This is a genomic window from Sphingomonas sp. GW821-FHT12D09 (assembly GCF_058807215.1).
The window spans coordinates 1,552,033-1,575,478 of sequence record NZ_JBXAQL010000001.1; the positions used below are offsets into that span (position 1 = coordinate 1,552,033).

The following is a 23,446-nucleotide window of genomic DNA, read 5'->3' on the forward strand; positions in this document are numbered from 1 at the left end:
TCACCCGGCCTACCCCGCGCCCTTTCCCCGCTTTCGCAGTCTCCCCCGCGGCGCTAGACCCGCGCCATGGATCGCCGAGACCTGCTCGCCGCCGCCGGCCTGGCCGGCCCGCTGCTTCCCCTCGCCGCCAGGGCCGCCGCCGCGCCGCCCGCCGGCCCGGTAGCGCCAGATGCCAGCTTCCCGCTATGGCCAGGCGACGCGCCCGGTCTGCTCGACAAAGGTTTCCAGGACCATGTCGCGGTCCGCAATCCCGATCCCAATTTCCCCGACCGGGCAATGGATCATATCCGCACGCCGCGGCTGGACGTGTTCCGCGCGGCCAAACCGAACGGCGCGGCGATGCTCGTGATCCCCGGCGGCGGCTATGCGCGGGTGGTGGTCGACAAGGAAGGCTATGAACTCGGCCCCTGGCTCGCTGCGCGCGGGATCACCGCGTTCGTGCTGTTCTATCGCCTGCCCGGCGATCCCTGGAAGGAGCCGAGCAACGTCGCCCTGGCGGACGCCCAGCGCGCAATGCGGCTGATCCGGCATCAGGCGGCGAAGTGGAAGGTCGATCCCGCGCGCGTCGGTGCGATGGGCTTCTCCGCCGGCGGGCACCTTTGTGCCGATCTCGCCGTGCGCTTCGGGCGCAAGGTATACGAACCGGTGGACGAAGCCGACACGCTCGATATCCGCCCGATACTCGCCGCGCCGATCTATCCTGTCGTCTCGATGGACCCGGGCTTCGCGCATATCGGTTCGCGCAACCTGCTGATCGGCAAGGATGCAGGCCCGGAAATGGCCGCCGAGCATTCACCCGAGCGCCAGGTCGGGCCGCACACCCCGCCCTGCTTCCTCTGCCATGCCGAGGACGATGCCACGGTGCCGATCCAGAACACGCTCGCCCTCTGTGCCGCGCTCAAGGCGATGAAGGTGCCGGTGGAGACACATCTCTTCGAGCAGGGCGGCCACGGCTTCGGCTGGGGCCCGCGCACCCAAGGCAAGCCGGCGCATGCCTGGCCCGAGCTGTTCCTCGCCTGGGCCAAGGGACATGGCCTGCTCGGCTGATCGCACCCGCGATAAATCGCCGCGATGTTATGTTGTATCTTTAACGCGCTTGCCCTATATCGCTGCCCATGCCGGTGAGTCTTCCACTAGCCCGCTTCTGGGGCGGTATCGATGCACGTCTCGATCGCATTGCGATGGGGATCAGCGGATTGTGCCTGGTCCATTGCATCACGACCACCGTCTTGCTCACTGTGATCTCATCGGCCGGCGGCCTGCTCAACCCGGCGATCCACGAAGTCGGGCTCGTCCTGGCGATCGGCATGGGCGGTTTCGCGCTGACCCGCGGCGTGATGAGCCATGGCTATATGGCCCCGGCGATCGTCGGCGCCTTCGGGCTCGGCATCATGGCTGGCGCGCTGTCGCTGCCACATGGCGACTTCGAGATCTTCTGGACGCTGGTGGGCGTGAGCCTGGTCGCGCTGGGCCATGATCTCAACCGTCGCGCGACCTACTAAGGGTCCGTAGGCAACTTGCCGCGCAGGCCCCTCTGGCCTACATCAGCTTCATGCACGCACACGACCATCATGAGCACCAGGGCAACGACCTGACCAAGGCCGCCCAGGTGACGCTGGAGAAGTCCGGCGAGCAATGGACTGCCATGCGCGAGCGCGTGTTCGAGGCGCTGGCGGGCTTCGAAAAGCCGGCTTCCGCCTATGACATCGCCGAGGCCGTATCCAAGACGGAAGGCCGCCGAGTCGCCGCCAACAGCGTCTACCGGATCCTCGACCTGTTCGTCGGCTCGAATCTCGCCCGCCGGGTGGAAAGCGCCAACGCCTATATGGCGAACACGCATCCCGACTGCCTGCACGACTGCATCTTCCTGGTCTGCGACAGCTGTGGCCAGACCACGCATATCGATGACGACTCGATCACTAAGACGGTGCGCGCCGCTGCCAAGGGTGCGGGCTTCTCGCCCGAGCGCCCGGTGATCGAAGTGCGCGGCAAATGCGCCGACTGCGACTGACCGCCGCTACGGCGCGGCCTGCACACCGCCTGCACGCAAAATCCATGACCGCAAGGTTCGACTTCCCCAAATCGGAAGAGTAAGGGACATCGGATGGCCGATCTTCCCAGCACGCCGTTGCTCGACACCGTTGATACCCCCGATGACCTGCGCAAGCTGAAGCCGCAGCAGCTCCGCCAGCTGGCCGACGAGCTGCGCGCCGAGACGATCTCGGCCGTGGGCACGACTGGCGGCCATCTCGGCTCCGGCCTTGGCGTGGTCGAGCTGACTGTCGCCATCCATTACGTCTTCAACACCCCCGCAGACCGGCTGGTCTGGGACGTCGGCCATCAATGCTACCCGCACAAGATCCTCACCGGCCGCCGCGACCGCATCCGCACGCTGCGCCAGGGTGGCGGGCTTTCCGGCTTCACTAAGCGCAGCGAGAGCGAATATGACCCGTTCGGCGCGGCGCATAGCTCGACGTCGATCTCGGCGGCGCTGGGCTTCGCCATCGCCAACAAGCTGGCAGGCACGCCCGGCAAGGGCATCGCGGTGATCGGCGACGGCGCGATGAGCGCCGGCATGGCCTATGAGGCGATGAACAATGCCGAAGCGGCGGGGAATCGCCTGATCGTGATCCTCAACGACAACGACATGTCGATCGCGCCGCCGGTGGGCGGGCTCTCCGCCTATCTGGCGCGGATGGTGTCGTCGTCGGAATATATGGGCCTGCGCAGCCTGGCGAAGCGCGCGATCCAGAAATTCTCGCGCCGCCTCACCACTGCGGCCGGCAAGACCGAGGAATTCGCCCGCGGCCTCGTCACCGGCGGCACGCTCTTCGAGGAGCTGGGCTTCTATTATGTCGGCCCGATCGACGGCCATAACCTCGAGCATCTTATCCCGGTGCTCGATAATGTCCGTGACAGCGCCGAGGGCCCGATCCTCGTCCATGTCGTCACCAAGAAGGGCAAGGGCTATGGCCCGGCCGAGGCGGCGGCGGACAAATATCACGGCGTCCAGAAGTTCGACGTGATCACCGGCGCCCAGGCCAAGGCGCCCCCGGGCCCGCCGCAATACCAGAACGTGTTCGGCGACGCGCTGATCGAGGAAGCGAAGCGCGACCCAAAGATCGTCGCAATCACCGCTGCGATGCCCTCGGGCACGGGTGTCGACCGCTTCGCCAAGGCCTTCCCCGACCGCGCCTTCGACGTGGGCATCGCCGAACAGCATGCAGTGACCTTCGCCGCGGGCCTCGCCGCGCAGGGCATGCGCCCCTTCTGCGCGATCTACTCGACCTTCCTGCAGCGCGCCTATGACCAAGTCGTCCATGACGTGGCGATCCAAAACCTGCCGGTCCGCTTCGCGATCGACCGCGCCGGGCTGGTCGGTGCCGACGGCGCGACGCATGCCGGCAGCTTCGACGTCACCTATCTGGCGACGCTGCCCAATTTCGTAGTGATGGCCGCGGCCGACGAGGCCGAGCTGGTCCATATGACCCACACCGCGGCGCTCCACGACAGCGGCCCGATCGCCGTTCGCTATCCGCGCGGCAACGGCGTCGGCGTCGAGCTGCCTACCGTTCCCCAGCGTCTCGAGATCGGCAAGGGCCGCATCGTCCGCGAAGGCAAGACCGTGGCGATCCTCTCGCTCGGCACCCGCCTAGCCGAAGCGCTCGAGGCGGCCGAGGTGCTGGAGGCCAAGGGGCTCTCGACCACCGTCGCCGATCTTCGTTTCGCCAAGCCACTCGACGAGGAACTGATCCGCCGCCTGCTCACCAGCCATGAGGTGGCGGTGACGGTGGAGGAAGGCGCGATCGGCGGCCTCGGCGCGCATGTCCTGACCATGGCGAGCGACCAGGGGTTGATCGACGCGGGGCTGAAGCTGCGCACGATGCGCCTGCCGGATATTTTCCAGGACCAGGACAAGCCCGAGGTCCAGTACGCCGAGGCCGGGCTCCAGTCCGAGAATATCGTCGAAACGGTGCTCAAGGCGCTGCGGTACAACGAAGCCAATGTAGCGGGCGGCGGCGCCCGCGCCTGAGACCGCCCGCGATAACCGCTGGTTATTGCCGACAAATCCCTGATCCCGTGGACAGCGGCGCGTGAGGCAGCCAACCTCACCGCCTCGCCACGGGCCAGGGGATTTTCCGATGTTCTACCGCCATGCTCTCCTGCTCCTGGCGCTCGTCGCCACGCCGGTCGCGGCGCAGGATCGCGGCTTCGACAAGGCGGTCGCCGATTTCCGGGCGCTCCACCGCGCCGAGGTGGCGAAGGCCGGGATCGCCGGCAGCAGCTTCTATGTGATCCGGGGCGGCCGCACCGTGATCGCCGATCATCTCGGCGAGCAGGATGCCGACGCGCATGTGCCGGTCGATGCCGCGACCATTTATCACTGGGCGTCGATCACCAAGACGATGACCGGCATCGCCATCATGCAACTGCGCGACCGCGGGCTGCTCAAGCTCGACGATCCGATCATCCGCTATGTGCCCGAGCTTGCCGGGGTGCACGATCCGTTCGGCGACCCCGGCGCGATCACCATCCGCCAGCTGATGAGCCACAGCGCGGGTTTCAGGAACGGCTCCTGGCCGTGGCGCGACAAGGAATGGCAGCCCTTCGAGCCACCGGGCTGGGAGCAGCTCAAGGCGATGATCCCCTACACCGAAGTGCAGTTCAAACCCGGTAGCCGGTTCAGCTACTCCAACCCGGGCATCGTCTATCTCGGCCAAGTGATCGAGCGGCTCTCGGGCGAGGATTTCGAAGTCTATATCGACAAGAATATCCTGCGCCCGCTCGGCATGCCGTCGAGCTATTTCGACCGTACGCCGCCCTACCTCCTGCCACACCGTGCCCACAGCTATTACATCCGCGATAGCAAGCGGATGCCTGCGCGTTTCGATGCCGACACCGGCGTGACCGTTTCCAATGGCGGGCTCAACGCGCCTTTGCCCGACATGGCGAAGTACGTCGCCTTCCTGCTCGGCGACCCCGAGCGCAGCGCCGAATATGACCTGGTCCTCAAGCGCGCGTCGATCGAGGAGATGTGGCAGCCGCAGATCAGCGCCGGCGAGGACTTCAGCCAGGGCCGCATGGCCTCCACGACCTGGAGCGGCCTGTCCTTCTTCCTCGACAGGACCGATGGCATCCGCATCATCGGCCACAATGGCGACCAGAATGGCTTCCGCGCCTATCTGAGCCTGTGCCCGGACCAGCACATCGGCAGCCTGCTCACCTTCAACACCGAGACGCGCGGCGTGGAGAATGACCCGAGCAACCGCGACATGCCGGAATCGCGGGTGGCGCTGGCGACGGACAAGCTTTGCAAGGCGGCGGCGGGCAAACGCTGACCGGCTCTCCGTGATCGTCATCCCGGCGAAAGCCGGGACCCAGGATCGCGAGCCGTGACCTTTGTGGCTCTGGGTCCCGGTTTTCGCCGGGATGACGATGACAAAGGAGACTACCGCGCCCGCAGCAGTTTGCCGTTCTTCCCCACCCGCGCGCCGCCCTCATAGGCGCTCTGGCCGCCCACCATCACCAGGTCGAAGCCCTCGGCCTTGGCGAACGGGTCAACATAGGTCGAGCGCGCCTTCACCCTGGCCGGATCGAACAGGATCAGGTCCGCCTTGAACCCCGCGCGGATCACCCCGCGGTCGCGGAGGCGCAGAATGTGCGCGGGGTAGCCCGTACCTTTGCGGACCATCTCCTCGATCGTCAGCTTGTGGTCGCGCACGACATATTCCTCGACCAGCTTGGCATAAGTGCCGGTCGCCCGCGGATGCCGCATGCCGGGGCCGCCGTCGGTCGAGAAGGCAACGTGCGGATCGACGAGCAGCACGTCCTGCAGCGCCTTGTCCTGGGTGAAGTGCGCGCCCGATCCGCTCTGTGGGCCGATCTTGATCAGGAAGTCTGCATAAGGGAGCCCGGCCTCCTGCGCCGCCTGGGTCAAGGTCTTGCCGGCGTAGGGAGCGGTGCCGATCAGCAATGCCGCGGGCCCACCACGCCGGGTCATGCGCTGCACCAGATAGTCGCGCAGTTCCTGCCGGCGCTCGGCCACCACCTTCGCATAGTCGGTCGGCGGCAGCGCCCATTTGGGGAAGAGAATTGCGATGCCGGTATAGCCGGCCTCGTAGGGATATTGATCGGCGGTCAGGTCGATCCCCTGGCGGCGCTTCTCCGCCAGATAGGCGAGCAGCTCGCGTGCCCGCGCCTCTCCTTTGCCGAACACCAGTTTGAGGTGGGAGATATGCGTCCGCGCCGGCAGCGACGACGCGATCAGTTCGTCGATCGACACCTGGATGTCCTCGTCATTCTCCGAGCGCATATGGCTCATCACCACCCCGCCATGGCGCGCCATCACCTTGCCGAGATTGGTCAGCTCGGCCGTCTCCGAATAGATGCCCGGCACATATTCGAGGCCATAGGACAAGCCGAACGCCCCAGCCTTCAGCTCGGCGTCGAGCTGCGCCGCCATCCGCGCGAGCCCGGCCGCATCGGGCTTGCGGGCCGAATCCGGTACCCCCGCCGCCCGGCGCAGCGTGCCGTGGCTCGACAGCAGCGCGACGTTTAGGTCGATTGGCGCGCGATCGACTGCCGCCATCCAGGACCGGGGATCGAGATCCCTGCCCAGCCGCGGCCCGCTACCGTCCTGCCCGAGGGTGATCGTGGTGACGCCCATCGCCAGGAACGCTTCGTAGCTGTCCTCGCGCGGGTCGCCATGGCTGTGCATGTCGATGAACCCTGGTGCGAGCACGCGGCCTTCGCCTGCAACGACCCGGCCCGCGCTTCCCTTGGCAGAGGGCGCATCGACGCTGACGATCCGGTCTCCCGCGACCAGCACATTGGCGAGCCTGGGCGCCGCGCCAGTGCCGTCGACCAGCAGTACTTCGCGGAAAAGCGTCGCCGGTTCGGCCGCCAGCGCGGACAGGTCGGGCAGGATCGCCAGTCCTCCGGCCGCCACCGCTCCGCCGATCGCCTGCCGCCGTGTCACTCGCTGGATCATGCCGCTTCCCCTTTTCGGGCGACTATGCGCGCAAGCCTGAGCGAGGCGAACCGCTAAGGCTGCATAGCCTCATGGCTTGAGCGCATAGGGCCGCGCCGGCGTTTCGCGGCCGCCCCAGTTCATCCGCGGGCGATCATTGCCGTTCTTCTCATAGGCCTCGCTCCAGGGATCGACATAGCTGCTCGCGGCCCAAGCATCATATTGCGCAGCCATCTTGCGGGCGCGCTCCGGCTGGGTGGCGGCGAGGTCATGCATCTCGGCGCGGTCCTTCGCCATGTCGAACAGCTGCCAGGGCTGCTCGAAGCGTGCGACGAGCTTCCACTGGCCGTCGCGCACTGCGCGGTTGCCTTCATGCTCCCAGAAGATCGGCTTGTCGCGGGTGAGCGGCTTGCCGGCGAAGGCCGGCGCCATCGACCGTCCCTGCATCGGGATGATCGCATGGCCGTTGAAGCTCTTGGGATAGGTCGCGCCGGCCACATCGACGAGCGTCGGCATCACGTCGATCAGATGCCCGGGCTCGCGCACCAGGGTACCGCGCTGCTTCGCGCCGATGCCCTTGGGCCAATAGGCGATCAGCGGCGTCGCGATGCCGCCTTCCTCGGTGAAGTGCTTGAAATACTGGAAGGGCGTGTTCTGCAGCGTCGCCCAGTTCATGCCGGCCCACACCACCGATTGCGCGCTGCCGGGCGTGCCCTTGCCGTTCAGCCGGCCATCGGGCCCGCTTTCGCCGTTGCCGCCATTGTCGTGCATGAACAGGATCAGCGTGTTGTCGAGCTCGCCGGACTGGCGCAGCCGCTCGACCAGCGTACCGATCGCGCGGTCGACCCGGCTGATCACTGCGGCATAGACCGCCATCAGCGTGTCGAACCGGTCCTTGTCCTCCGGCGTCAGCCTTTTCCAGTCATAGGTGTTGGGTAGCGCCGGCGGCAGTTCCGCATCGGCGGCGATGATGCCAAGCTTCTTCTGCCGCGCGAACCGCTCGCGGCGGATCGCATCCCAGCCGCGCATGTACTTGCCCTTGAACTTCGCCACATCCTCCGCCGGCGCCATCAGCGGGAAGTGCGCCGAGGTGAAGGGCATGTAGAGGAAGAATGGCTTGTGCTCCGCTTCGGCCTGCTTGAAGAACTTCGTCTGCCAGTCGACGAACATGTCGGCCGAATACCATTCGCCGGTGCCGACACGCGGTGAGCTGGCGGGCACCTTTTCGCCGTCGATGAACACGTTCTGCGCGATCGGCTGGGGCTGGTTCGGGAAATAGAGCTCGCCGTACGGCGTGACGGTCGAATGATCGAAGCCGCGCTGCCACGGCGCCACGCCGTGTCCCATGCCGACATGCCATTTGCCTGCCATCGCCGTGTAGTACCCGGCGGACTTCGCCACTTCGGCCAGAGTCACCACCCGGTCGAGCAGCCGGCTCTGCAGCCCCTGCGCGCCAGGAAAGTCCGTGCCCTCCAGATGTCCGAGCCCCGCCTGGTGCGGATAGGTGCCGGTGAGCAGCGAAGCACGCGACGGGCTGCAGCGCGCGCTGTTGTAGAATTGGGTGAAGGACAGCCCGCCCTTGGCCAGCGCATCGATATTGGGGGTCGGGATCTCGCTGCCGTACGCGCCGATGTCCGAGAAGCCGACATCGTCGAGCAGGATGACGATCACATTGGGCCGGGTCGCCTGGGGCTTGATCGGCTTGGGCTTGGCTGCGGTCTGGGCGCCGGTCTGCAGCGGCAGGGCGCAGGCGGCGATCGTGAGCGCGGTGCCGCATGCACGGGTGAGCAGACGGCGGATATGCGCAGGCTTCATGACGATCCCTCTCACTATACGGGTGCGGACTCGGCTATTGCCGATGTTCGCGTGCAGGAAGAGGCTAGCAGCCTTAATTATCATATCAATAGCATAGTTGTCGCAAACTGTCACGAGCCGTTGATTTGGCGCCGGTCAAATCCCGCCCGCACGGGACTCGCCTTGGCCGTGCATCGGCACTAAACCCGCCAGGTGCTTAAGATGACCTCGCTGCCCGCCACCGCCCGCCCCCGCGCGCTTGCCCATTGGCTGTTTGTCGTGGCGGCGCTGATCGTGCTGATGGTGGTGATCGGCGGCATCACGCGGTTGACCGAATCGGGCCTGTCGATGACTCAGTGGAAGCCGCTTACCGGAGCGATTCCGCCGCTGAACGATGCACAGTGGCAGGCGGAGTTCGCGCATTACCAGCAGATCGGCCAGTATCAGCAGCTCAACCGCGGCATGAGCCTGGCCGAGTTCAAGAACATCTTCTTCTGGGAATATCTCCACCGGCTGCTCGGCCGGGTGATCGGCCTGGCCTTCGCGCTGCCGCTGCTGTGGTTCGCCATCCGCCGCGCGATCCCCAGGAGCTATGGTTGGCGTCTGGTCGCGCTGCTCGCGCTCGGCGGACTGCAGGGCGCGCTTGGCTGGTGGATGGTCAAGTCGGGGCTCAACACGGTGCGCACCTCGGTCGACCATTTCTGGCTCGCCGCGCACCTGCTCACCGCATTGTTCACGCTGGGCGGGATCGTGTGGACCGCGCTCGACCTGCTGGCGCTCAACCGCAATTCGCGGGCGCGGCCGGCCCGGCTGACCGGCCTGGGCGCCGGTGTGCTGGCCCTGCTCTTCGTCCAGCTCTTCTACGGCGCGCTCGTCGCCGGGCTGCGCGCCGGGCTGGTGACCGACCAATGGCCGCTGATGAACGGGCAATTCTTCCCCGGCACCAGCCAGGCCGGCCAGAGCCTCGGCCATGTGCTCTTCTCCGATCCCGCAATGGTCCACTTCATCCATCGCTGGTGGGCCTGGGTGGCCGTAGCCGGGCTGATCCTGCTCGCCCGCAAGGTCCGCGCGAGCAACCGCCCCGCCTCGATCGCGATCCACGCTGCGTTCGGCACGCAGATCCTGCTCGGCATCGCCACGGTGATGACCGGCGTGCCGATCTGGCTCGCCGCGCTGCACCAGCTCACCGGCGCGCTGGTGGTGATGGCGACCGTCTGGGGCGCGCACGCCGCGGGCAGCCGCCGCGCTTGAGCGAGCTGACGCTCTTCTACGTCACCTTCGCGACCCGCGCCGATGCCGAGCGCGTGGCGGAAACCCTGCTTGCCGAGCGCCTCGCCGCCTGCGCCAATATCCTGGCACCCTGCACGTCGCTCTATCTCTGGCACGGCAGCCTGGAGCGCGCGGAGGAAGTGCCGGTGCTCTTCAAGACCCGCCCGATGCTCGCCACCCGGCTGCGCGAGCGGATCGCCGCGCTCCACCCCTATGAGCTGCCAGTGATCGAAAGCTGGGCCGCCACGACCAGCCCTGCGGCCGGCGCCTGGATCGAGGGCGAGACGTGCTGATGCTGCTCGCCGCGATTGTCCTCCAGGCAAGCACGGCCAGCTTCGCCCCACCGATCGACACACCGCTTCGCGTGGTCAGCGAGCACCATGAAGGTCCCCGCGCCTTCCGCCTCGAACGCGAACTCAGCTTCGCTAAGGAGGGCGCCGGCTACCGCGCCGAAGTGACATTGCGCGCCGCCTCCGGCGAGACGCCCGACAGCAGCGGCGCGCTCTACGAGGCCGGCTATGCCGCGCTGATCGGCGTGCCGATCGTCTTCCACCTCGACCGCGCCGGCGTGCCGACCGCGATCGACGGGATGCCGGCGCTATGGGAACGCTATTGCGCACGCATCGCCGAGGTCGCCGCCGAGCGCCGCGTCCTCGCCCCCGCCGACCGCGCCAAGCTCGCTGCCAGGATCGCAGCGCCGCTGCGCGCGCTCCCCGCCGAGCGCCAACGCGCCATGCTCGCCTCGCTGATCTCGGCAGCGATTGCGGGCGAGGGCATGCGCCCGGGCACCGAGCCGATCCGCCTGCCGGCCAGCTCCGCCTATGGCAGCGCCGCGCCGCTCGACGGCACGCGTACCGTGGCGCCGCTGCCCGGCGGACTGGTCCGTAGCGCAACCAGCGCATCTTCCGATACGGTGGCACTCGAAAAGGTCACCGAGATGGATCCGCGCACCGGCCTGATCCTTCGCAGCAGCAAGACCGTGCGGACGCTTGCCGGCGGGCTGGAGAAGCTGAGCGTCACGCTGACCACCGTCGAACGCATCGCCCGCTGACGCCTGGTATCCAGATACCTGTCAGCAAACCCACGCATTTCTTGACTTTTCACGAGCGAATCGTCAGAGGGGCCATCAACCGCGCTGCCCGAGAGGGTGGCGCGCTCGCGTTTCATACTGGAAAGGTCTCGCCCAATGAAGGCGCTGATGAAGACCACCAAGTCGGCGAAGCCGGCCGAGGTGGAGAAGAAGTGGCATATCGTCGATGCCGACGGCCTGATCGTCGGCCGCGCTGCCGTCGTGATCGCCAACGTCCTGCGCGGCAAGCACAAGACGAGCTTCACCCCGCACGTGGATTGCGGTGACAATGTCATCGTGATCAACGCGGACAAGATCCGTTTCACCGGCAAGAAGCTGGCGCAGAAGGTGTACTACAAGCACACCGGCTATGCGGGCGGTATCAAGGGGATCACCGCGGGCAAGGTGCTCGAGGGTCGTTTCCCCGAGCGCGTGCTCGAAAAGGCTATCGAGCGCATGATCCCGCGCGGCCCGCTCGGCCGCGAGCAGATGCGCAACCTGCGCATCTACGGCGGTTCGGAGCATCCCCACGAAGCCCAGAACCCCGAGGTCCTCGACATCGCCGGCATGAGCCGCAAGAACAAGGTGGGCGCATAATGTCCGACAACCGCCAGTCCCTTTCCGACCTGGGCTCGATCGCCGCCGGCGAGCAGGCCGTTGCCACCGAGGCTCAGGCTTCGTCGAACGCCGCAGCCGACGCCTATCTGGCCGGCCAGATCAACGAGCCGTCGACCCCCGCCGTCCTGCGCCAGCAGGAGCTCGACAAATATGGCCGCGCTTATGCGACCGGCCGTCGTAAGGACGCCGTCGCACGCGTCTGGCTGAAGCCGGGCACCGGCAAGATCACGGTCAACGGCCGTGACCAGGAAGTCTATTTCGCACGTCCGACGCTGCGCCTCGTCATCAACCAGGTGTTCGGCATCACCGAGCGCGAAGGTCAGTATGACGTGATCGCCACCGTCAAGGGCGGCGGCCTTTCGGGCCAGGCCGGCGCGGTCAAGCATGGCATCAGCCAGGCACTGACCCGCTACGAGCCGATCCTGCGCGCGCCGGTCAAGGCCGCCGGGTTCCTGACCCGCGACAGCCGCGTCGTCGAGCGTAAGAAGTACGGCAAGGCGAAGGCCCGTCGTAGCTTCCAGTTCTCGAAGCGCTAAGCGCCTCGGCAACTGCAACCGAATTGGGGCGGTCCGGCAACGGGCCGCCCCTTTTCGTTTATGCGCGTGGCCGCTAGCCTGGCCCCATGGCGCTCGACCATCCCGACACGATCCGTATCCTGGCTTTCCTGGACGCGATCGGGATTCCAGTGACGCAGGGCGGAATCGCCGGCGAGAGCTTCCTGCCGGGCATCGCGGTGCGCGATGGCGGGCTGGTGATCGATCCGGCGCGCGCATTCTTTCCCGGCGACCTGCTGCATGAGGCGGGGCATATCGCCGTCACCGATCCGGCCGACCGGCCGATGCTGTGCGAGGTCCGTGACGATCCCGGCGAAGAGATGGCGGCGATCGCCTGGTCCTATGCCGCCGCTCGCGCGATCGGGATCGATGCGCGCATCCTGTTCCATGACGAAGGCTATAAGGGTGGCGGCGAGGCGCTGATCGAGGCGGGCGACTCCATGCCGGGCGCGCCGATGCTCCAATATTACGGCATGAGCGCCGAACCGCATCATGCGGAGCGGCTCGGCCGCCCTGCCTATCCGCACATGGCGCGCTGGCTGCGCTAGAGGCGCTTCAGCCAGCCGCTATAGTGGACCACCTCGCCCAGCAGCGGCAGCGCCACGCCCACCTCGAAGCGGAAACGGTCGTCCTCCTGCCATTCGCGCGCCGCGATGCGCGGGCCCAGAAAGCGCGGCATCGGAACGCCCATTATTGTCCAGCGACGCAGCGCCATTGCCAGCCCTTCCCCGCCCGAGGGCAGATCGAAGGCGAAGCGCAGCGGGCCGAAGCGCTCCGTGACGCACTGCCCGGCCAGGCTGAGTTCGCTCGAAAAGGCATGGCCGCCAAAGTCCCGGGTCCAATGCTCTCTGCCGGCCCGCGCGGCAAAGGCGACGTGGAGCGGATAGGCGCCGCTCGGCGGAAAGCCCATCACCCGCCCGACCAGCCAGGCCAGCCCCTTGCCCCGGCGCACCTCCCCCTCGCCTGCCGCGCCGGCATCGCCGGACAGGTCGTGCATTTCGCGCACCCGCTTTGGCAGCGCATCGAAGCGTGCGCCCATCACACGAGCATAGAGCGGAACGAGCGCGCGATCTTCGGTTTCGTGGCGGATCGCCAGTCCGGCGAACAGCGGCTCGAACCGGTCGAGCGTCAGCAATCCGCCCGCATCGCGCGCGCCGGGCGGCACGCGGCCCGCCAGGATATCCCCGGCCAGCAATTGCGCCGCGAGCGTCGGGATCTCGGGTCCATCGCCCTTGTCCGCGATCAGCGTCCAGCGCCGCTCAACGCGGGTGCCCGAGAGCGTCACCGACATCGCCGAGCGATCGCTCCCCGCCCAGGCGGTGATCCGCTGGAGCTTGTGCAGCCACGGCGCGGCGCCACGCAGCGAGCACAGCCAGCCCCAGCGCACCGGCCAGCTTAGCGCCCACAGGGAAAGCATCTGGAAGCCGAGTTCGGTACCCGCGCGGAAGGTCACCGCAGGGCTGCCGGGCAATGTCCCGGACATCAACGCCAGGTCAGGCACTTCGGCAAGCGCGATCCAGCGTCGGAGCGGCGCCTGCGCGAGGATCGCGAAGGTTTCGCGGCGCAGCTCCTGCCAGCCCGTCGCCTGAACCCAGCGCTGTCCACGCCATATCCGAACCGGCCGGCCGACATAGGAAAGGATCGCCGCCGCCACCGAGGGGCCCGCCACTGCCCGGTTGGAGGCGCTGATCGCGACATCGACGCGCTCGATCCGGGGCAGTCCTTTCGCCAGCGCCTGCGCTACTGCGCTCGACAGCGCCGGCACACTCGAAGCGCCGCTGACGATCGGCACCGCCACGTCCGCGCCCTTGTTGAGCGCGCCGATCCCGGAGACGAAATCGCGCGAATCTGCCAGGTCGAGATAGGGGATGCGCATCGCGACGCATGCCTCGGGCACGATATAGCCGCTGCCCTGAAACGGCCCCGCCGCATCGATCACCAGGTCGGGCCGCTCGCGCGCCAGCACCATGCCGATGCCGCCCGTCCGGTCCGCTACGATCGGCTCGGCGCCTGGATGTGCCACGCAAAAGGCCGCGGCTCTGGCATGACTCCGGCCAGCGACCAGCACCGTGTGGCCCGCCGCTAGCAGCCGCCGGCTCAGCCGCGCGCCGAACCCGCCATAGCCGCCGATGACAAGGATGCGGCTCACAGGATGCGCGCCCGTTGCTCGGGGCTCGGCAGCCAGCAGGTCTCGCGCTTGCCGAACAACCGATAGCGATTGCGCGCGATCCGGCGATACGCTGCATCGCGCCAGCCCTGTGGGATGACGCGCAGGGCGCCGAGCGCCCGCCACGGCCAGCCCAGCCCCTCGGCGATCGCCAGCACCGCATCGCTATCTCGCCGCGCGCTGTCGCCCTCGATAACCAGCATCGTTTCCGGATACTCGGGATCGACCCCGAAGCGCCGGCACAGCGCCCGCCCCGCCTCGCTCTGCACCGATGCCAGCCGGAAATACCCCCGCTTGTCATGCCGCAGCACGAACCGGGCATTGGTCGTGCACAGCACGCAGACGCCGTCGAACAGGATGATCGGCCCTGCGTCGCTCATTTTGCGTCCCCTTCCTCGCCTTCTTCAGCGCCGTAAGAAACGCGAAATGCCAGGCCGTCGGCCAAACCCGCGAGGGCGAAGAACAGCGCCATCGGTGCCAGGCTAGCGAGCGCAAGCGTATCGAGATCGCGCGCCGTGCACGCTATCAGCAGTGGAACTGGAAGGCCTCCGATCAGCAGGCCGGCCAGTGCCATGTTCCACCACCGGACACGGCCATGCGCGATCACGAGCAGGCTGAAAGGCAGGCCAAGCAATATATAATGAGCCCCCGCCACCAGCAGCCCGAAAACGAAGACCACCGGCATGAATAGGTTGATGCCGCCGCTTGCAAGCGTAGCGATGAACGTCCCCGCGCCGCTTGCAGCAACGACCGCTACCACAACGGGGCCCAACGTGCGCTGCCCCCTCATTCCGCCGGATCCGCGAACACGCAGAGCTGGTGGACCAGCGCGCCAAGCCATGGGTGGACAAGGTCGAGGCTGAACAGGAAGCGCCCGCTGCCGATATCGATATGCCCTACCGTCAGCGCGCCCGGCATCGCCCAGCCGGGCAACCGCACCCGCGCACGCCCGAGCTTCACGAAATAATGATCGCTGACGAACAGCAGGGCCCCGCCCGCTTCCTCGAGCCGCAACGCGATGCCCACGCCAAGCCCCAGATATTCCTCAATGCCGGTCGGTCCGGCGAAGCGCTTGGCGCTGTGGATAACCTGTGGAAAACCCTGTGCACGGCCATATTGCCGCGTCCAATATTGCCCCTGCCCCTCGGCATCGGCGGTGACGCTAACGCTCGCCGAGACTCCAATGTCCGTCCCCAGCGGCAGCGGCGCGCCGATCAGCCGCGCGGCCTGGGCCAGCATCCAGCCTGCCCGGCTCATCCGGCATTCGACGACTTCGCCGAGATAGCTCACACAGGCGCCGGGCACGATCTTGCGCAGGAAGCGGCGGCGCGTGGCGGGCGGCAGGAACAGCCAGCGCTCGCCGAGCAGCCGCGCGAATGGGCTCTCGCAATCGTCGCGGCATGGCGCCGAAACGCGGTGCCAATCGGCGTATCGGGCCAGCATTCCCCGCGCGACCGCCTGCATCACTCCGCTCCTTTCCGCTACTCGGCCTTGCCCTTCGGCAGGAAGCTCAGAATGCGCTTGCCGAGCTTGATCAGCGTCATCAGCCGCCCGGGGGGCACGCTCATCATCTGCTGGTACCAATCGTCGATCGTCGTGACGAAATCCTGCATCGCTTCGATCCGCCCGCGCGCGGTGTCCGAGATGCGGGCGTCGCGCCGGGCCTCTTCGGTACAGATGCGCAGCGCCGCCACCGCGGGATCGATCTCGCGCGCCTTGCGGCCCTGGGCGATGCGGGTGAGCATCTGCATCAGGTCGACCTCGGCCTCATAGTGGTCGCGCCGGTCGCCCATCACCGGCACCCGGCGGATCAGCTTCCAGCCGAGCAGTTCCTTGAGGCTGTTCGAGGTGTTGCTCCGCGCAATGCGCAGCGTGTCGCTGATCTCTTCGGCGTTGAGCGGCCGGTCGGAGAGGTAGAGCAGCGCATGGATCTGCGCGACCGAGCGGTTCACTCCCCATTGTCCGCCCATCTCGCCCCAATGCAGCACGAACTGCCGCACCGAGATCGGCAACTGAACTGCGTTGTCCGTAATTTCTGTCATAACAGAAATATGAGACGCGAATGCATTTATGTCAACGCGTCTCACGTCCCGTCGCGCATTCCGCGCGCCCTGCCGCCGAACCTGCCGTTGCGGCTGCGCAACTAGCGGCCTGAGCGGCGGGGTTTGCGCCGCGCGCAATCGCGATGAAGATTTCCTTAGGTATTTCTGCAGGTTGTCCGGAATTTGCGTCTAAATTATTCAAGGACGTGCAGATCGCGCTTTTCGCGAGCGGCGGGGGATTACAGGTGTTCCAGCAACGTAGGATGGCCGTGCTTGGCGCGGCGCTTGGTCTGCTCGCGCTTGCGGGCTGTGATGGCGGCGGTGGCGGCTCGTCCGCGAGCGGCGGCGGTGGTGGCGGCGTGGTCGCCGCGCCCAGCCCCACGCCCACGCCGGTAGTGTTCACCGACGGCGACGCCGCACGCCTCGCCAAGCAGGCGAGCTTCGGCGCGACGCCCGATCTTGTCTCGCGGATCAAGGCGATCGGCGCCACGGCCTGGGTGGACGAACAGCTCGCCGCCTCGTCCAGCACCTATGCCGATCTCGCCGTCGAGGTCCGCCGCGATTTCTGCGTGAGCACCGATACGGTCTGCAACCGCGCGCATTTCAGCCGCACGCCGGTGGCGATGCGCTTCTACGCCAATGCCGTCGCCGGATCGGACCAGCTGCGCCAGCGCGTGGCCTTCGCGCTCGGCCAGATGGTCGTCGCGTCCGAGACCGAGGTGAACTCCACCGCCGGCATCGCCGCGTTCAACCAGATCCTCCTCGCCAACGCCTTCGGCAATTACCGCGACATCCTCAGCCAGGTGACGATGAGCGGGTATATGGGCGACTATCTCGACATGGCCGACAGCAACAAGTCGGGCCCGTCGGAGAATTACGCCCGCGAGCTGCTCCAGCTCTTCTCGATGGGCCCGGACCAGCTCAACATGGACGGCAGCCTGAAGCGCGACAGCGCCGCCGCCGCCATCCCCAACTACGCGACCGACGACATCAAGGGCGTTGCCAAGGCGCTGACCGGCTGGACCTATGCCCGGGTCGGCGGCGCGGCGATTACCGATGGAAATGCCCGTGATTATTCGCAGCCGATGATCCAGGTCACGGCGCGCTACGATACGACGCAGAAGAGCTTTCTCGGCACTAGCGTCGGCGCCGGTGCCACCCAGGAGGCCAGCGTCGCCGCCGTGGTCGATGCCGCGTTCAACAACGCCTCGACCGCGCCCTTCGTCGCGCGCCACATGATCGTGCATCTCGTCACCGCCAACCCGAGCCCGGCCTATATCGGCCGCGTCGCCGCGGTGTTCGCCGACAATGGCAGCGGCAAGCGCGGCGACATGAAGGCGGTGGTCCGCGCGATCCTGCTCGACGCCGAGGCGCGCAACGCGCCGACCAGCACCAGCGGCAAGCTCAAGGAGCCGGTGCTGCTGATGACGGCGCTCGCCCGCGCCATCGGCTTCGCGAGCGACGGCTATGTGTTCAGCACCCGCGACACCAGCCTGGGCCAGCCCGTCTTCCGCTCGCCCTCGGTGTTCAACTTCTATCCGGACGACTTCCCGCTGCCGGGCTCGGCAACGCTGAAGAGCCCGGCTTCGAAGTTGCTCAACACTTCCAACGTGCTGCGCTGGCACAATTTCGTCTATGACTGGACGATCTCGGGAGACGCCAATCGCAGCGAATATGCGCTCGATTCCGGCCTGCCCATGTCCTCGCTCACGCAACCCTTGTGGGCGACCTGGGAAGCCTATGGCGCCGATCTCGACGCAATGGTCTCGCGGATCGACCTGACGCTGTTCGCGAACACGCTGAGCCAGGCGCAGAAGGACGCGCTCAAGGCAGCCGCCACCCCGATCACCAACGCCGATGCAAATATCCAGGCGCGCAAGCGTGCCCAGATGATGCTCTACGTCGCGGCTTCGAGCCCGATGTTCCTGGTCGACCGCTGAGGAACTGGACCATGACTTTTTCCCGACGCGACTTCATGAAGGTCACTGCCGGCGCCGGCGCAATGGCCGCCATCGGCCAGCTCGGCCGCACCACCGCCATGGCCGCCCCGAACGGCAGCTACCGCGCCATGGTCGGCGTGTTCCTGTTCGGCGGCAATGACAGCTGGAACATGGTGATCCCCACCGACGCCCGGCACGCCCAGTATCTGGCGTCACGCGGTACCGTGGGCATCAAGGCGAGCCAGCTCACCTCGCTTACCGGTGCGCCCTATGCGCTCCACCCGGCAATGGCCGCCCTCCGCCCGATCTGGGACGAGGGTAGCCTGGGCCTGGTGCTCAACGCCGGCACGCTCTACGCGCCGCTGACCAAGGCGACCTATCAGTCGCGCGCCGATCTGCGCCCGATGAACCTGCTCAGCCATTCGGACGAGCAGGCGCACTGGCAGGGCCTGCGCGCGCGCGATTTCGCGACCGACGGCTTCATGGGCCGCCTCACCGACAAGATGGGCGTCAGCGCCGTCCCATCGATGATCTCGATCGCCGGCTCGAACCTGGCAGTGATCGGCAAGACCAGCTCGGCGCTGGTGCTGCCCTCTACCGGCACGCTCAGCCGATCGGGCTATTCGACCGGCACGAGCGCCGCCAACACCGCCAAGAACAATGCGCTCGGCACCTTCTCGTCGGCGACGGGCCTGGGCGATTTGTCCGAAGCGAGCGCCCGCGACATCAACGGCAGCTATGCCCAGGCGACCACCGCCAACGGTATCATCTCGGCAGCCAGCTCGCTCGACGGCTATTTCGTCAATCCGACCACCGGCGCCGCGCTGACCAGCGACGTCGCGCGCCAGCTGATGCGCGTCGCCCGCATGATCGATGCGCGCGGCTCGCTCGGCCATGGCCGCCAGACCTTCTTCGTCAGCCAGGGCGGCTTCGACAATCATTCGGGCCAGACCAACGGCGGCAACAACGATACGGGCGTCCACGCCAATCTGCTCGGCGATCTCGCCATGGCGCTGGCCGGCTTCCACCGTGCGATGCAGTCGATCGGCATGGCCGAGAACGTCACCAGCTTCACGATGAGCGACTTCGGCCGCACCTATCGCGGCAATGCCCAGAACGGCACCGACCATGCCTGGGGGGGCAACCACCTAGTGATGGGTGGCAACGTCACGCCCGGCGGCATCTTCGGCGCCTATCCTGACCCTGTGCTTGGCGGCGCGACCGATGTGAGCAGCGAGGGCCGCTTCGTCCCCGCCGTCTCGCAGGAGGAATATATCGGCGCGATCGCCCGCTGGCACGGCGTCAGCGATGCCGACATGCCCTATGTCTTCCCCAACTGGTCGACCTGGAGCACCGCGGGCCGCGCACCGCTGGGGTTGTTCAGGACCTAGGTGAAAACTCTTCGTTGATCGACATCCCCGCGAAAGCGGGGATGTCGAACGAGAGGGACGATCCTTCACAAGATCGTTCCCCCGCGCTTAACTGCGTATCTGGATTGCGCTATCGTTCCGCCCCGGTAATGGGCGCGCCTTCACGCAGGGGCAGAACGATGGCCAATCTCTACCGCATCACGCCGTTCATGCACGTGCCGGACATCGAGAAGGCCATATGGTTCTTCACCGAAGTGCTGGGCTTCACGCTGCATTTCCGTACGTCCAACTATGCCTATGTCCAGCGCGAGGCCGCGGCCTTCCGCCTGCTGGAGAATATCGGCGACGACGGCTCCCCGCCGGGCAACCGCCGCTTCTGCTATTATATCGATGTCGAAGACCTGGACGCTGTGTGCGAGGAGCTGAAGCCCAAGGCCTCGCTGCTGGGCGACGGCGATATCTACGGCCCGATCGACCAGATGTACGGCCAGCGCGAGCTGATGGTGGTGGCACCGGACGGGAACCTGCTGGTGTACGGGCAGGACATCTCGAAGCGATAGCTAAAGCGCCACGCTCCCCTCGCCCATGAACCGTGCCTTGGTCGAGAAGCTTGCGCCTTCCACCGTGATCTCGTTGAACGACGGCGGATGGGCGCGCACCCGCTCGGACAGGGTCCCGGCCCCGATCAACCGCACCGTGCGCTCGCCGACCTGCTGCTCGATGTCGAATGGGTCATGGACATGGCCGGTGAGCACGGCATGCGCCCCCGCCTGGGCCAGCGCGTCCAGCGCCTCGGGCCCGCGATGCGTTTGGGAAGACATTCGCGTACCGCCCTCCACCAGCGGATGATGGCACGCGACGAACACCAGGCCGCCCTTGGGCACCGCCTCGACCAAAGCCAGCGATTCCTGCAGCGCGCGCGTGCTGACATGCCCCTTCGACCAGTTGAGCCGCCACTGGAAACGCGCCGTGGTCTTTAGCGGCACCACCGCAACGCCCTTCACGTCGAGCGGCTTCTCGATCATCTGCTCGAGCGCCTGATAGCGCTTGTACGGCGTCACGAACCGCGCCCAGAGGTTGAAATAGGGCAGGTCGTGATTGCCGACTTCCACCGTAACCGGCCGGCCGAGCCCCTGCAGCCATTTGGCCGCCGCCTCGAACTCGCCCGCCCGCGCCTGCATCGTCAGGTCGCCGGTCATCACGATAGCGTCGGGCTCTTCCTCCTTCACCCGTGCTCCGAACCAGTCGACCGCGGCGCGGTCCTCGCGTCCGAAATGCACGTCGCTGACATGGAACAGCCTCGTCATCCCAATTCCTCGCGCGTCGCGATGAAGGCCTTGCGGCTCATGCCGGCCTCGATCGCCATACCGGGCTCCAGCGACACCGGCTCGCCATCGAACAGCGCGAGCACCGGCTTGTTCCCTCTGGGGATCAGCCTGTCGGTCAGGCTCTCGCTGACCGCGCGCGCCGCGACCCAGTCGCCGGTCAGAGATTCCCAGCCGAGCTGGACGATCGAGCCCCAGTCGCGCGCATCCACTGCCGCGACATGCAGCTCGCCCTCCTCGGGGCGCACGAATACGGCCTGGTAGCGGTTGGTGAGCCCGGGCGCGCCGGCGACGCGGATGCCGCGGCCGCCGAAGGTGCGGTCCCACGCGACATGCGCTGCCTGGAACAGCCGCTTGATCGCGCCCTTGCGCGCCGCCTCGCGGGCGCGGGACCAGGCCGTGGCCGGCCCCAGGATCAGGCCGACAAAGCCGCGATGCTCGCCCGCCTTCGCATAGGGGAGCGCGATCCGCGTCTGCTCATCCTGCGCGAGGTGGATGATCTCCTTGGGATCCAGCGTCGCGTGCAGCTTCTTGGCGAGCAGGTTCATCGTCCCGCCAGGCAGGATCAGGAAGCTGCCCTTCCATTCCTTGAGCGCGGAGAGCGCGGCGTTGATCGTCCCGTCACCGGCGAACAATACCACCGTGTCCACCTTGTCGCGGTCGAGGTCCGCACCAGCGGGAATCTCCTCCGCGGGGAACTCGGTGCGGCCGGCGAGCACGAGCCCGCGCTCCTCGAACACCGCTTCAAGCGCCTCGCACTTGGCCTTGGTGGTCGATCCCGAGCCGGGGTTTGTGATGAACCAGAGTTTTTCCATGCCGGTTCGTAACGCTTCGGAATCGAAATGGCTCAATAGCGATAGAGCCGAACCTTCTGGATGCCGAATTGCCCCGGCGGCAGGCGGACATGGCGGCCCTGGTGCGTCTCGTCCCCGTTGAGCTTGCGCTCAGCCACCCATTTGCCGTCGACGAACCTGCCTTCCTCGACGAAATCCAGCCCAACCCGCGGCTCGAACGTCACGGTGACCCCGCTGCCCGCGACCAGATAATCCTCGCCGCCCAGCCACAGGACGATTCCGCCATGCTCGGCCGGTTCCTGCTTGTCCTTTGCCGTCCAGGGGTCAACGAAGTTCACGGTCAGCTTGTAGCCGCCCAGCGTGGCCAGCTGCGGGCTGCTGTCGACCGTGCCCTCGAAGCTCACGGTCGGCGAGAACCCGTCGCGCGCCTTGGCAGCGAACAGCGCCGGCGTCAGCTGGTCGAGCATCGCGTAGAAGCCGCCGAGCCGATCCTTGTCCGCGATATTCTCGATCGCGAAGGGGCTGAACCCGATCGCGCCATGCTTGCCGATCACCCGCATCGCATTGGCCGGCGCGCGCGGATCGCCCGCCTGGTTCGCCTCGGGCACGAACAGCGGATTGCCCGGCACGACATAGCCATCGGCGATCCCGGCGAAATTGGGGAAGTAGATATCGGGCGAGAGCATGTCGATCGCCGGCGCGGCGGCCTTCCACACCGCCATCAGATGCGCGAGCGGTCCGCCGCTGGGGTAGTCGCCAGGCAGCTTGCCCGGCCGCCCCTGCGCGCCGTTGACGTACATCGGCAGCCGGTATTCGCGCTTGCCCGCCTCGGCGACGGCATTAGCCCAGCGCGCATAATGGTGGGCGGTGAACGCCTCTTCGCTGCCCTGCCACTTGGCGAAGCCGGTATCGGCCAGGCTCCCATGCTCGCGCGCGGTGGGCAGGAAGCCGATCTCGTTCTCGACCTGCACCATCAGCACGGTGTGGCGCTCGCCGTCGATCGCCTTGAGATGCTTCATCACCGCCGCGAAGGCGCGCGCGTCGGCATCCAGCGTCGCCTTGCCGAACACCGACAGGATATCCTGTGGCTGCCCGTCCTTGCCCGTCGAGCGCGGGAAGCGCTTGCCGTCGCGCTTCACCCAGGCGGGCGCATAGGTCGACATGCTGTTCTTCCAGCTTCCGAACCACAGCAGCACCAGCCGCATGTCGCTCGCCCGCGCATCCTCGACCAGCCAGTCCAGGCTGGAAAAGTCGAACCTGCCCTCCTGCGGCTCGATCGCTTCCCAGGTCACCGGCGCCAGCACGGTGTTGAGGTGCAGCGCCTTCAGTCGCTGCCAGTGCGGCGCCAGCCAGGCGCGGTCGGTGGCGGAACTGTTTCCCAATTCGCCCCCACGGATCAGGAACGGCTTGCCGTCCACGATCAGCTGCCCGCCATCCAGATGCGGCGCCTGGGCAAGCGCGGGCGTTGCGAGGAAAAGGACGAGCGTAGTGAGCCAGCGGAGCATGGCTCGCACAATAGTCTGATTTAACGATG

Annotated in this window: 24 protein-coding genes; 14 read left to right on the forward strand and 10 right to left on the reverse strand. The window is 67.0% G+C overall.

Annotated features, from left to right (window positions below; all coding sequences use genetic code 11):
- Positions 1–66: 66 nt before the first annotated feature.
- From AC1RPL_RS06900 to AC1RPL_RS06920, 5 genes are all read left to right on the forward strand, one after another.
- Positions 67–1,047: an alpha/beta hydrolase gene (locus AC1RPL_RS06900; RefSeq protein WP_493068510.1), complete on the forward strand. Its 981-nt coding sequence runs from the start codon at positions 67–69 to the stop codon at positions 1,045–1,047.
- A 68-nt stretch (positions 1,048–1,115) separates the two neighbouring features.
- Positions 1,116–1,502, forward strand: a complete 387-nt coding sequence (locus AC1RPL_RS06905; protein ID WP_493068511.1) for a MerC domain-containing protein — start codon at positions 1,116–1,118, stop codon at positions 1,500–1,502.
- 50 nt (positions 1,503–1,552) lie between these two features.
- Positions 1,553–2,011 carry a Fur family transcriptional regulator gene (locus AC1RPL_RS06910; RefSeq protein WP_493068512.1) on the forward strand — a complete coding sequence of 153 codons (459 nt, stop codon included), beginning with the start codon at positions 1,553–1,555 and terminating at the stop codon, positions 2,009–2,011.
- A gap of 93 nt (positions 2,012–2,104) precedes the next feature.
- Positions 2,105–4,033, forward strand: a complete 1,929-nt coding sequence (dxs, locus tag AC1RPL_RS06915; protein ID WP_493068513.1) for a 1-deoxy-D-xylulose-5-phosphate synthase — start codon at positions 2,105–2,107, stop codon at positions 4,031–4,033.
- Positions 4,034–4,142: 109 nt separating this feature from the next.
- The gene (locus tag AC1RPL_RS06920; protein ID WP_493068514.1) at positions 4,143–5,339 is read left to right on the forward strand and encodes a serine hydrolase domain-containing protein; all 1,197 of its coding nucleotides are present in this window, start codon (positions 4,143–4,145) and stop codon (positions 5,337–5,339) included.
- Positions 5,340–5,449: 110 nt separating this feature from the next.
- Here the strand turns inward: AC1RPL_RS06920 and AC1RPL_RS06925 are convergent, their stop codons facing one another.
- On the reverse strand, positions 5,450–6,991 hold the full coding sequence (locus tag AC1RPL_RS06925; RefSeq protein ID WP_493068515.1) for an N-acyl-D-amino-acid deacylase family protein: 1,542 nt from the start codon (positions 6,989–6,991) through the stop codon (positions 5,450–5,452).
- 69 nt (positions 6,992–7,060) lie between these two features.
- Positions 7,061–8,785 (reverse strand): arylsulfatase, encoded by a 1,725-nt coding sequence (locus AC1RPL_RS06930; RefSeq protein WP_493068516.1) that lies wholly within the window; start codon positions 8,783–8,785, stop codon positions 7,061–7,063.
- 201 nt (positions 8,786–8,986) lie between these two features.
- Here AC1RPL_RS06930 and AC1RPL_RS06935 point away from each other — a divergent pair, with 201 nt between their 5' ends.
- The 6 genes from AC1RPL_RS06935 (at position 8,987) to AC1RPL_RS06960 (ending at position 12,822) form a co-directional block, all read left to right on the forward strand.
- Complete coding sequence (locus AC1RPL_RS06935; RefSeq protein ID WP_493069097.1) at positions 8,987–10,015, forward strand: COX15/CtaA family protein; 1,029 nt, start codon at positions 8,987–8,989, stop codon at positions 10,013–10,015.
- Positions 10,012–10,326 carry a divalent-cation tolerance protein CutA gene (gene cutA, locus AC1RPL_RS06940; RefSeq protein ID WP_493068517.1) on the forward strand — a complete coding sequence of 105 codons (315 nt, stop codon included), beginning with the start codon at positions 10,012–10,014 and terminating at the stop codon, positions 10,324–10,326. Before AC1RPL_RS06935 ends, cutA begins: the two co-directional genes overlap by 4 nt.
- Positions 10,320–11,084: a hypothetical protein gene (locus AC1RPL_RS06945; RefSeq protein WP_493068518.1), complete on the forward strand. Its 765-nt coding sequence runs from the start codon at positions 10,320–10,322 to the stop codon at positions 11,082–11,084. Before cutA ends, AC1RPL_RS06945 begins: the two co-directional genes overlap by 7 nt.
- Positions 11,085–11,219: 135 nt before the next feature.
- The gene (rplM, locus tag AC1RPL_RS06950) at positions 11,220–11,699 is read left to right on the forward strand and encodes a 50S ribosomal protein L13 (RefSeq protein WP_180147937.1); all 480 of its coding nucleotides are present in this window, start codon (positions 11,220–11,222) and stop codon (positions 11,697–11,699) included.
- The gene (gene rpsI, locus AC1RPL_RS06955) at positions 11,699–12,256 is read left to right on the forward strand and encodes a 30S ribosomal protein S9 (protein WP_493068519.1); all 558 of its coding nucleotides are present in this window, start codon (positions 11,699–11,701) and stop codon (positions 12,254–12,256) included. Before rplM ends, rpsI begins: the two co-directional genes overlap by 1 nt.
- 86 nt (positions 12,257–12,342) lie before the next feature.
- Positions 12,343–12,822, forward strand: coding sequence for a hypothetical protein (locus AC1RPL_RS06960; protein WP_493068520.1), 480 nt, complete (start codon positions 12,343–12,345; stop codon positions 12,820–12,822).
- Here AC1RPL_RS06960 and AC1RPL_RS06965 read toward each other — a convergent pair.
- The 5 genes from AC1RPL_RS06965 to AC1RPL_RS06985 form a co-directional block, all read right to left on the reverse strand.
- Entirely contained in the window at positions 12,819–14,423 is a 1,605-nt protein-coding gene (locus AC1RPL_RS06965; protein WP_493068521.1) for a saccharopine dehydrogenase family protein, read from the reverse strand. The two genes, AC1RPL_RS06960 and AC1RPL_RS06965, sit on opposite strands and share 4 nt — an antisense overlap.
- Positions 14,420–14,821 (reverse strand): thiol-disulfide oxidoreductase DCC family protein, encoded by a 402-nt coding sequence (locus AC1RPL_RS06970; protein WP_493068522.1) that lies wholly within the window; start codon positions 14,819–14,821, stop codon positions 14,420–14,422. The genes AC1RPL_RS06965 and AC1RPL_RS06970 overlap by 4 nt, the downstream gene beginning before the upstream one ends.
- Positions 14,818–15,126, reverse strand: coding sequence for a hypothetical protein (locus AC1RPL_RS06975; protein WP_493068523.1), 309 nt, complete (start codon positions 15,124–15,126; stop codon positions 14,818–14,820). Before AC1RPL_RS06975 ends, AC1RPL_RS06970 begins: the two co-directional genes overlap by 4 nt.
- A gap of 101 nt (positions 15,127–15,227) precedes the next feature.
- Positions 15,228–15,905: a DUF4166 domain-containing protein gene (locus tag AC1RPL_RS06980; protein ID WP_493068524.1), complete on the reverse strand. Its 678-nt coding sequence runs from the start codon at positions 15,903–15,905 to the stop codon at positions 15,228–15,230.
- 17 nt (positions 15,906–15,922) lie between these two features.
- A complete protein-coding gene (locus tag AC1RPL_RS06985) occupies positions 15,923–16,483 on the reverse strand; it encodes a GbsR/MarR family transcriptional regulator (protein ID WP_493068525.1) in 561 nt (186 codons plus the stop codon).
- A 245-nt stretch (positions 16,484–16,728) separates the two neighbouring features.
- On the opposite strand from AC1RPL_RS06985, the gene AC1RPL_RS06990 reads away from it, so the two are divergent.
- From AC1RPL_RS06990 to AC1RPL_RS07000, 3 genes are all read left to right on the forward strand, one after another.
- Complete coding sequence (locus AC1RPL_RS06990; protein WP_493068526.1) at positions 16,729–18,423, forward strand: DUF1800 domain-containing protein; 1,695 nt, start codon at positions 16,729–16,731, stop codon at positions 18,421–18,423.
- 11 nt (positions 18,424–18,434) lie between these two features.
- The gene (locus tag AC1RPL_RS06995) at positions 18,435–19,814 is read left to right on the forward strand and encodes a DUF1501 domain-containing protein (RefSeq protein ID WP_493068527.1); all 1,380 of its coding nucleotides are present in this window, start codon (positions 18,435–18,437) and stop codon (positions 19,812–19,814) included.
- A 158-nt stretch (positions 19,815–19,972) separates the two neighbouring features.
- Positions 19,973–20,353, forward strand: a complete 381-nt coding sequence (locus tag AC1RPL_RS07000; protein WP_493068528.1) for a bleomycin resistance protein — start codon at positions 19,973–19,975, stop codon at positions 20,351–20,353.
- Here AC1RPL_RS07000 and AC1RPL_RS07005 read toward each other — a convergent pair whose 3' ends face one another.
- The 3 genes from AC1RPL_RS07005 to AC1RPL_RS07015 are packed head-to-tail and all read right to left on the reverse strand — an operon-like array spanning position 20,354 to position 23,417.
- Positions 20,354–21,100: a metallophosphoesterase family protein gene (locus AC1RPL_RS07005; RefSeq protein ID WP_493068529.1), complete on the reverse strand. Its 747-nt coding sequence runs from the start codon at positions 21,098–21,100 to the stop codon at positions 20,354–20,356.
- Positions 21,097–21,933, reverse strand: coding sequence for a diacylglycerol/lipid kinase family protein (locus AC1RPL_RS07010; protein WP_493068530.1), 837 nt, complete (start codon positions 21,931–21,933; stop codon positions 21,097–21,099). Before AC1RPL_RS07010 ends, AC1RPL_RS07005 begins: the two co-directional genes overlap by 4 nt.
- 32 nt (positions 21,934–21,965) lie before the next feature.
- Positions 21,966–23,417, reverse strand: coding sequence for a DUF5597 domain-containing protein (locus AC1RPL_RS07015; RefSeq protein WP_493068531.1), 1,452 nt, complete (start codon positions 23,415–23,417; stop codon positions 21,966–21,968).
- Between the last annotated feature and the right edge of the window lie 29 nt (positions 23,418–23,446).

Coding starts and splice junctions, on each gene's coding strand:
- AC1RPL_RS06975 (WP_493068523.1), bottom strand. CDS start 15,126: ATGCCGGTGGTCTTCGTTTTCGGGCTGCTGGTGGCGGGGGCTCATTAT.
- AC1RPL_RS06930 (WP_493068516.1), bottom strand. CDS start 8,785: ATGAAGCCTGCGCATATCCGCCGTCTGCTCACCCGTGCATGCGGCACC.
- AC1RPL_RS07015 (WP_493068531.1), bottom strand. CDS start 23,417: ATGCTCCGCTGGCTCACTACGCTCGTCCTTTTCCTCGCAACGCCCGCG.
- AC1RPL_RS06960 (WP_493068520.1), top strand. CDS start 12,343: ATGGCGCTCGACCATCCCGACACGATCCGTATCCTGGCTTTCCTGGAC.
- AC1RPL_RS06900 (WP_493068510.1), top strand. CDS start 67: ATGGATCGCCGAGACCTGCTCGCCGCCGCCGGCCTGGCCGGCCCGCTG.
- rpsI (WP_493068519.1), top strand. CDS start 11,699: ATGTCCGACAACCGCCAGTCCCTTTCCGACCTGGGCTCGATCGCCGCC.
- AC1RPL_RS06920 (WP_493068514.1), top strand. CDS start 4,143: ATGTTCTACCGCCATGCTCTCCTGCTCCTGGCGCTCGTCGCCACGCCG.
- AC1RPL_RS06925 (WP_493068515.1), bottom strand. CDS start 6,991: ATGATCCAGCGAGTGACACGGCGGCAGGCGATCGGCGGAGCGGTGGCG.
- AC1RPL_RS06980 (WP_493068524.1), bottom strand. CDS start 15,905: ATGCAGGCGGTCGCGCGGGGAATGCTGGCCCGATACGCCGATTGGCAC.
- AC1RPL_RS06985 (WP_493068525.1), bottom strand. CDS start 16,483: ATGACAGAAATTACGGACAACGCAGTTCAGTTGCCGATCTCGGTGCGG.
- rplM (WP_180147937.1), top strand. CDS start 11,220: ATGAAGGCGCTGATGAAGACCACCAAGTCGGCGAAGCCGGCCGAGGTG.
- AC1RPL_RS06905 (WP_493068511.1), top strand. CDS start 1,116: ATGCCGGTGAGTCTTCCACTAGCCCGCTTCTGGGGCGGTATCGATGCA.
- AC1RPL_RS06935 (WP_493069097.1), top strand. CDS start 8,987: ATGACCTCGCTGCCCGCCACCGCCCGCCCCCGCGCGCTTGCCCATTGG.
- AC1RPL_RS07010 (WP_493068530.1), bottom strand. CDS start 21,933: ATGGAAAAACTCTGGTTCATCACAAACCCCGGCTCGGGATCGACCACC.
- dxs (WP_493068513.1), top strand. CDS start 2,105: ATGGCCGATCTTCCCAGCACGCCGTTGCTCGACACCGTTGATACCCCC.
- AC1RPL_RS06970 (WP_493068522.1), bottom strand. CDS start 14,821: ATGAGCGACGCAGGGCCGATCATCCTGTTCGACGGCGTCTGCGTGCTG.
- AC1RPL_RS06995 (WP_493068527.1), top strand. CDS start 18,435: ATGACTTTTTCCCGACGCGACTTCATGAAGGTCACTGCCGGCGCCGGC.
- AC1RPL_RS06910 (WP_493068512.1), top strand. CDS start 1,553: ATGCACGCACACGACCATCATGAGCACCAGGGCAACGACCTGACCAAG.
- AC1RPL_RS07005 (WP_493068529.1), bottom strand. CDS start 21,100: ATGACGAGGCTGTTCCATGTCAGCGACGTGCATTTCGGACGCGAGGAC.
- AC1RPL_RS07000 (WP_493068528.1), top strand. CDS start 19,973: ATGGCCAATCTCTACCGCATCACGCCGTTCATGCACGTGCCGGACATC.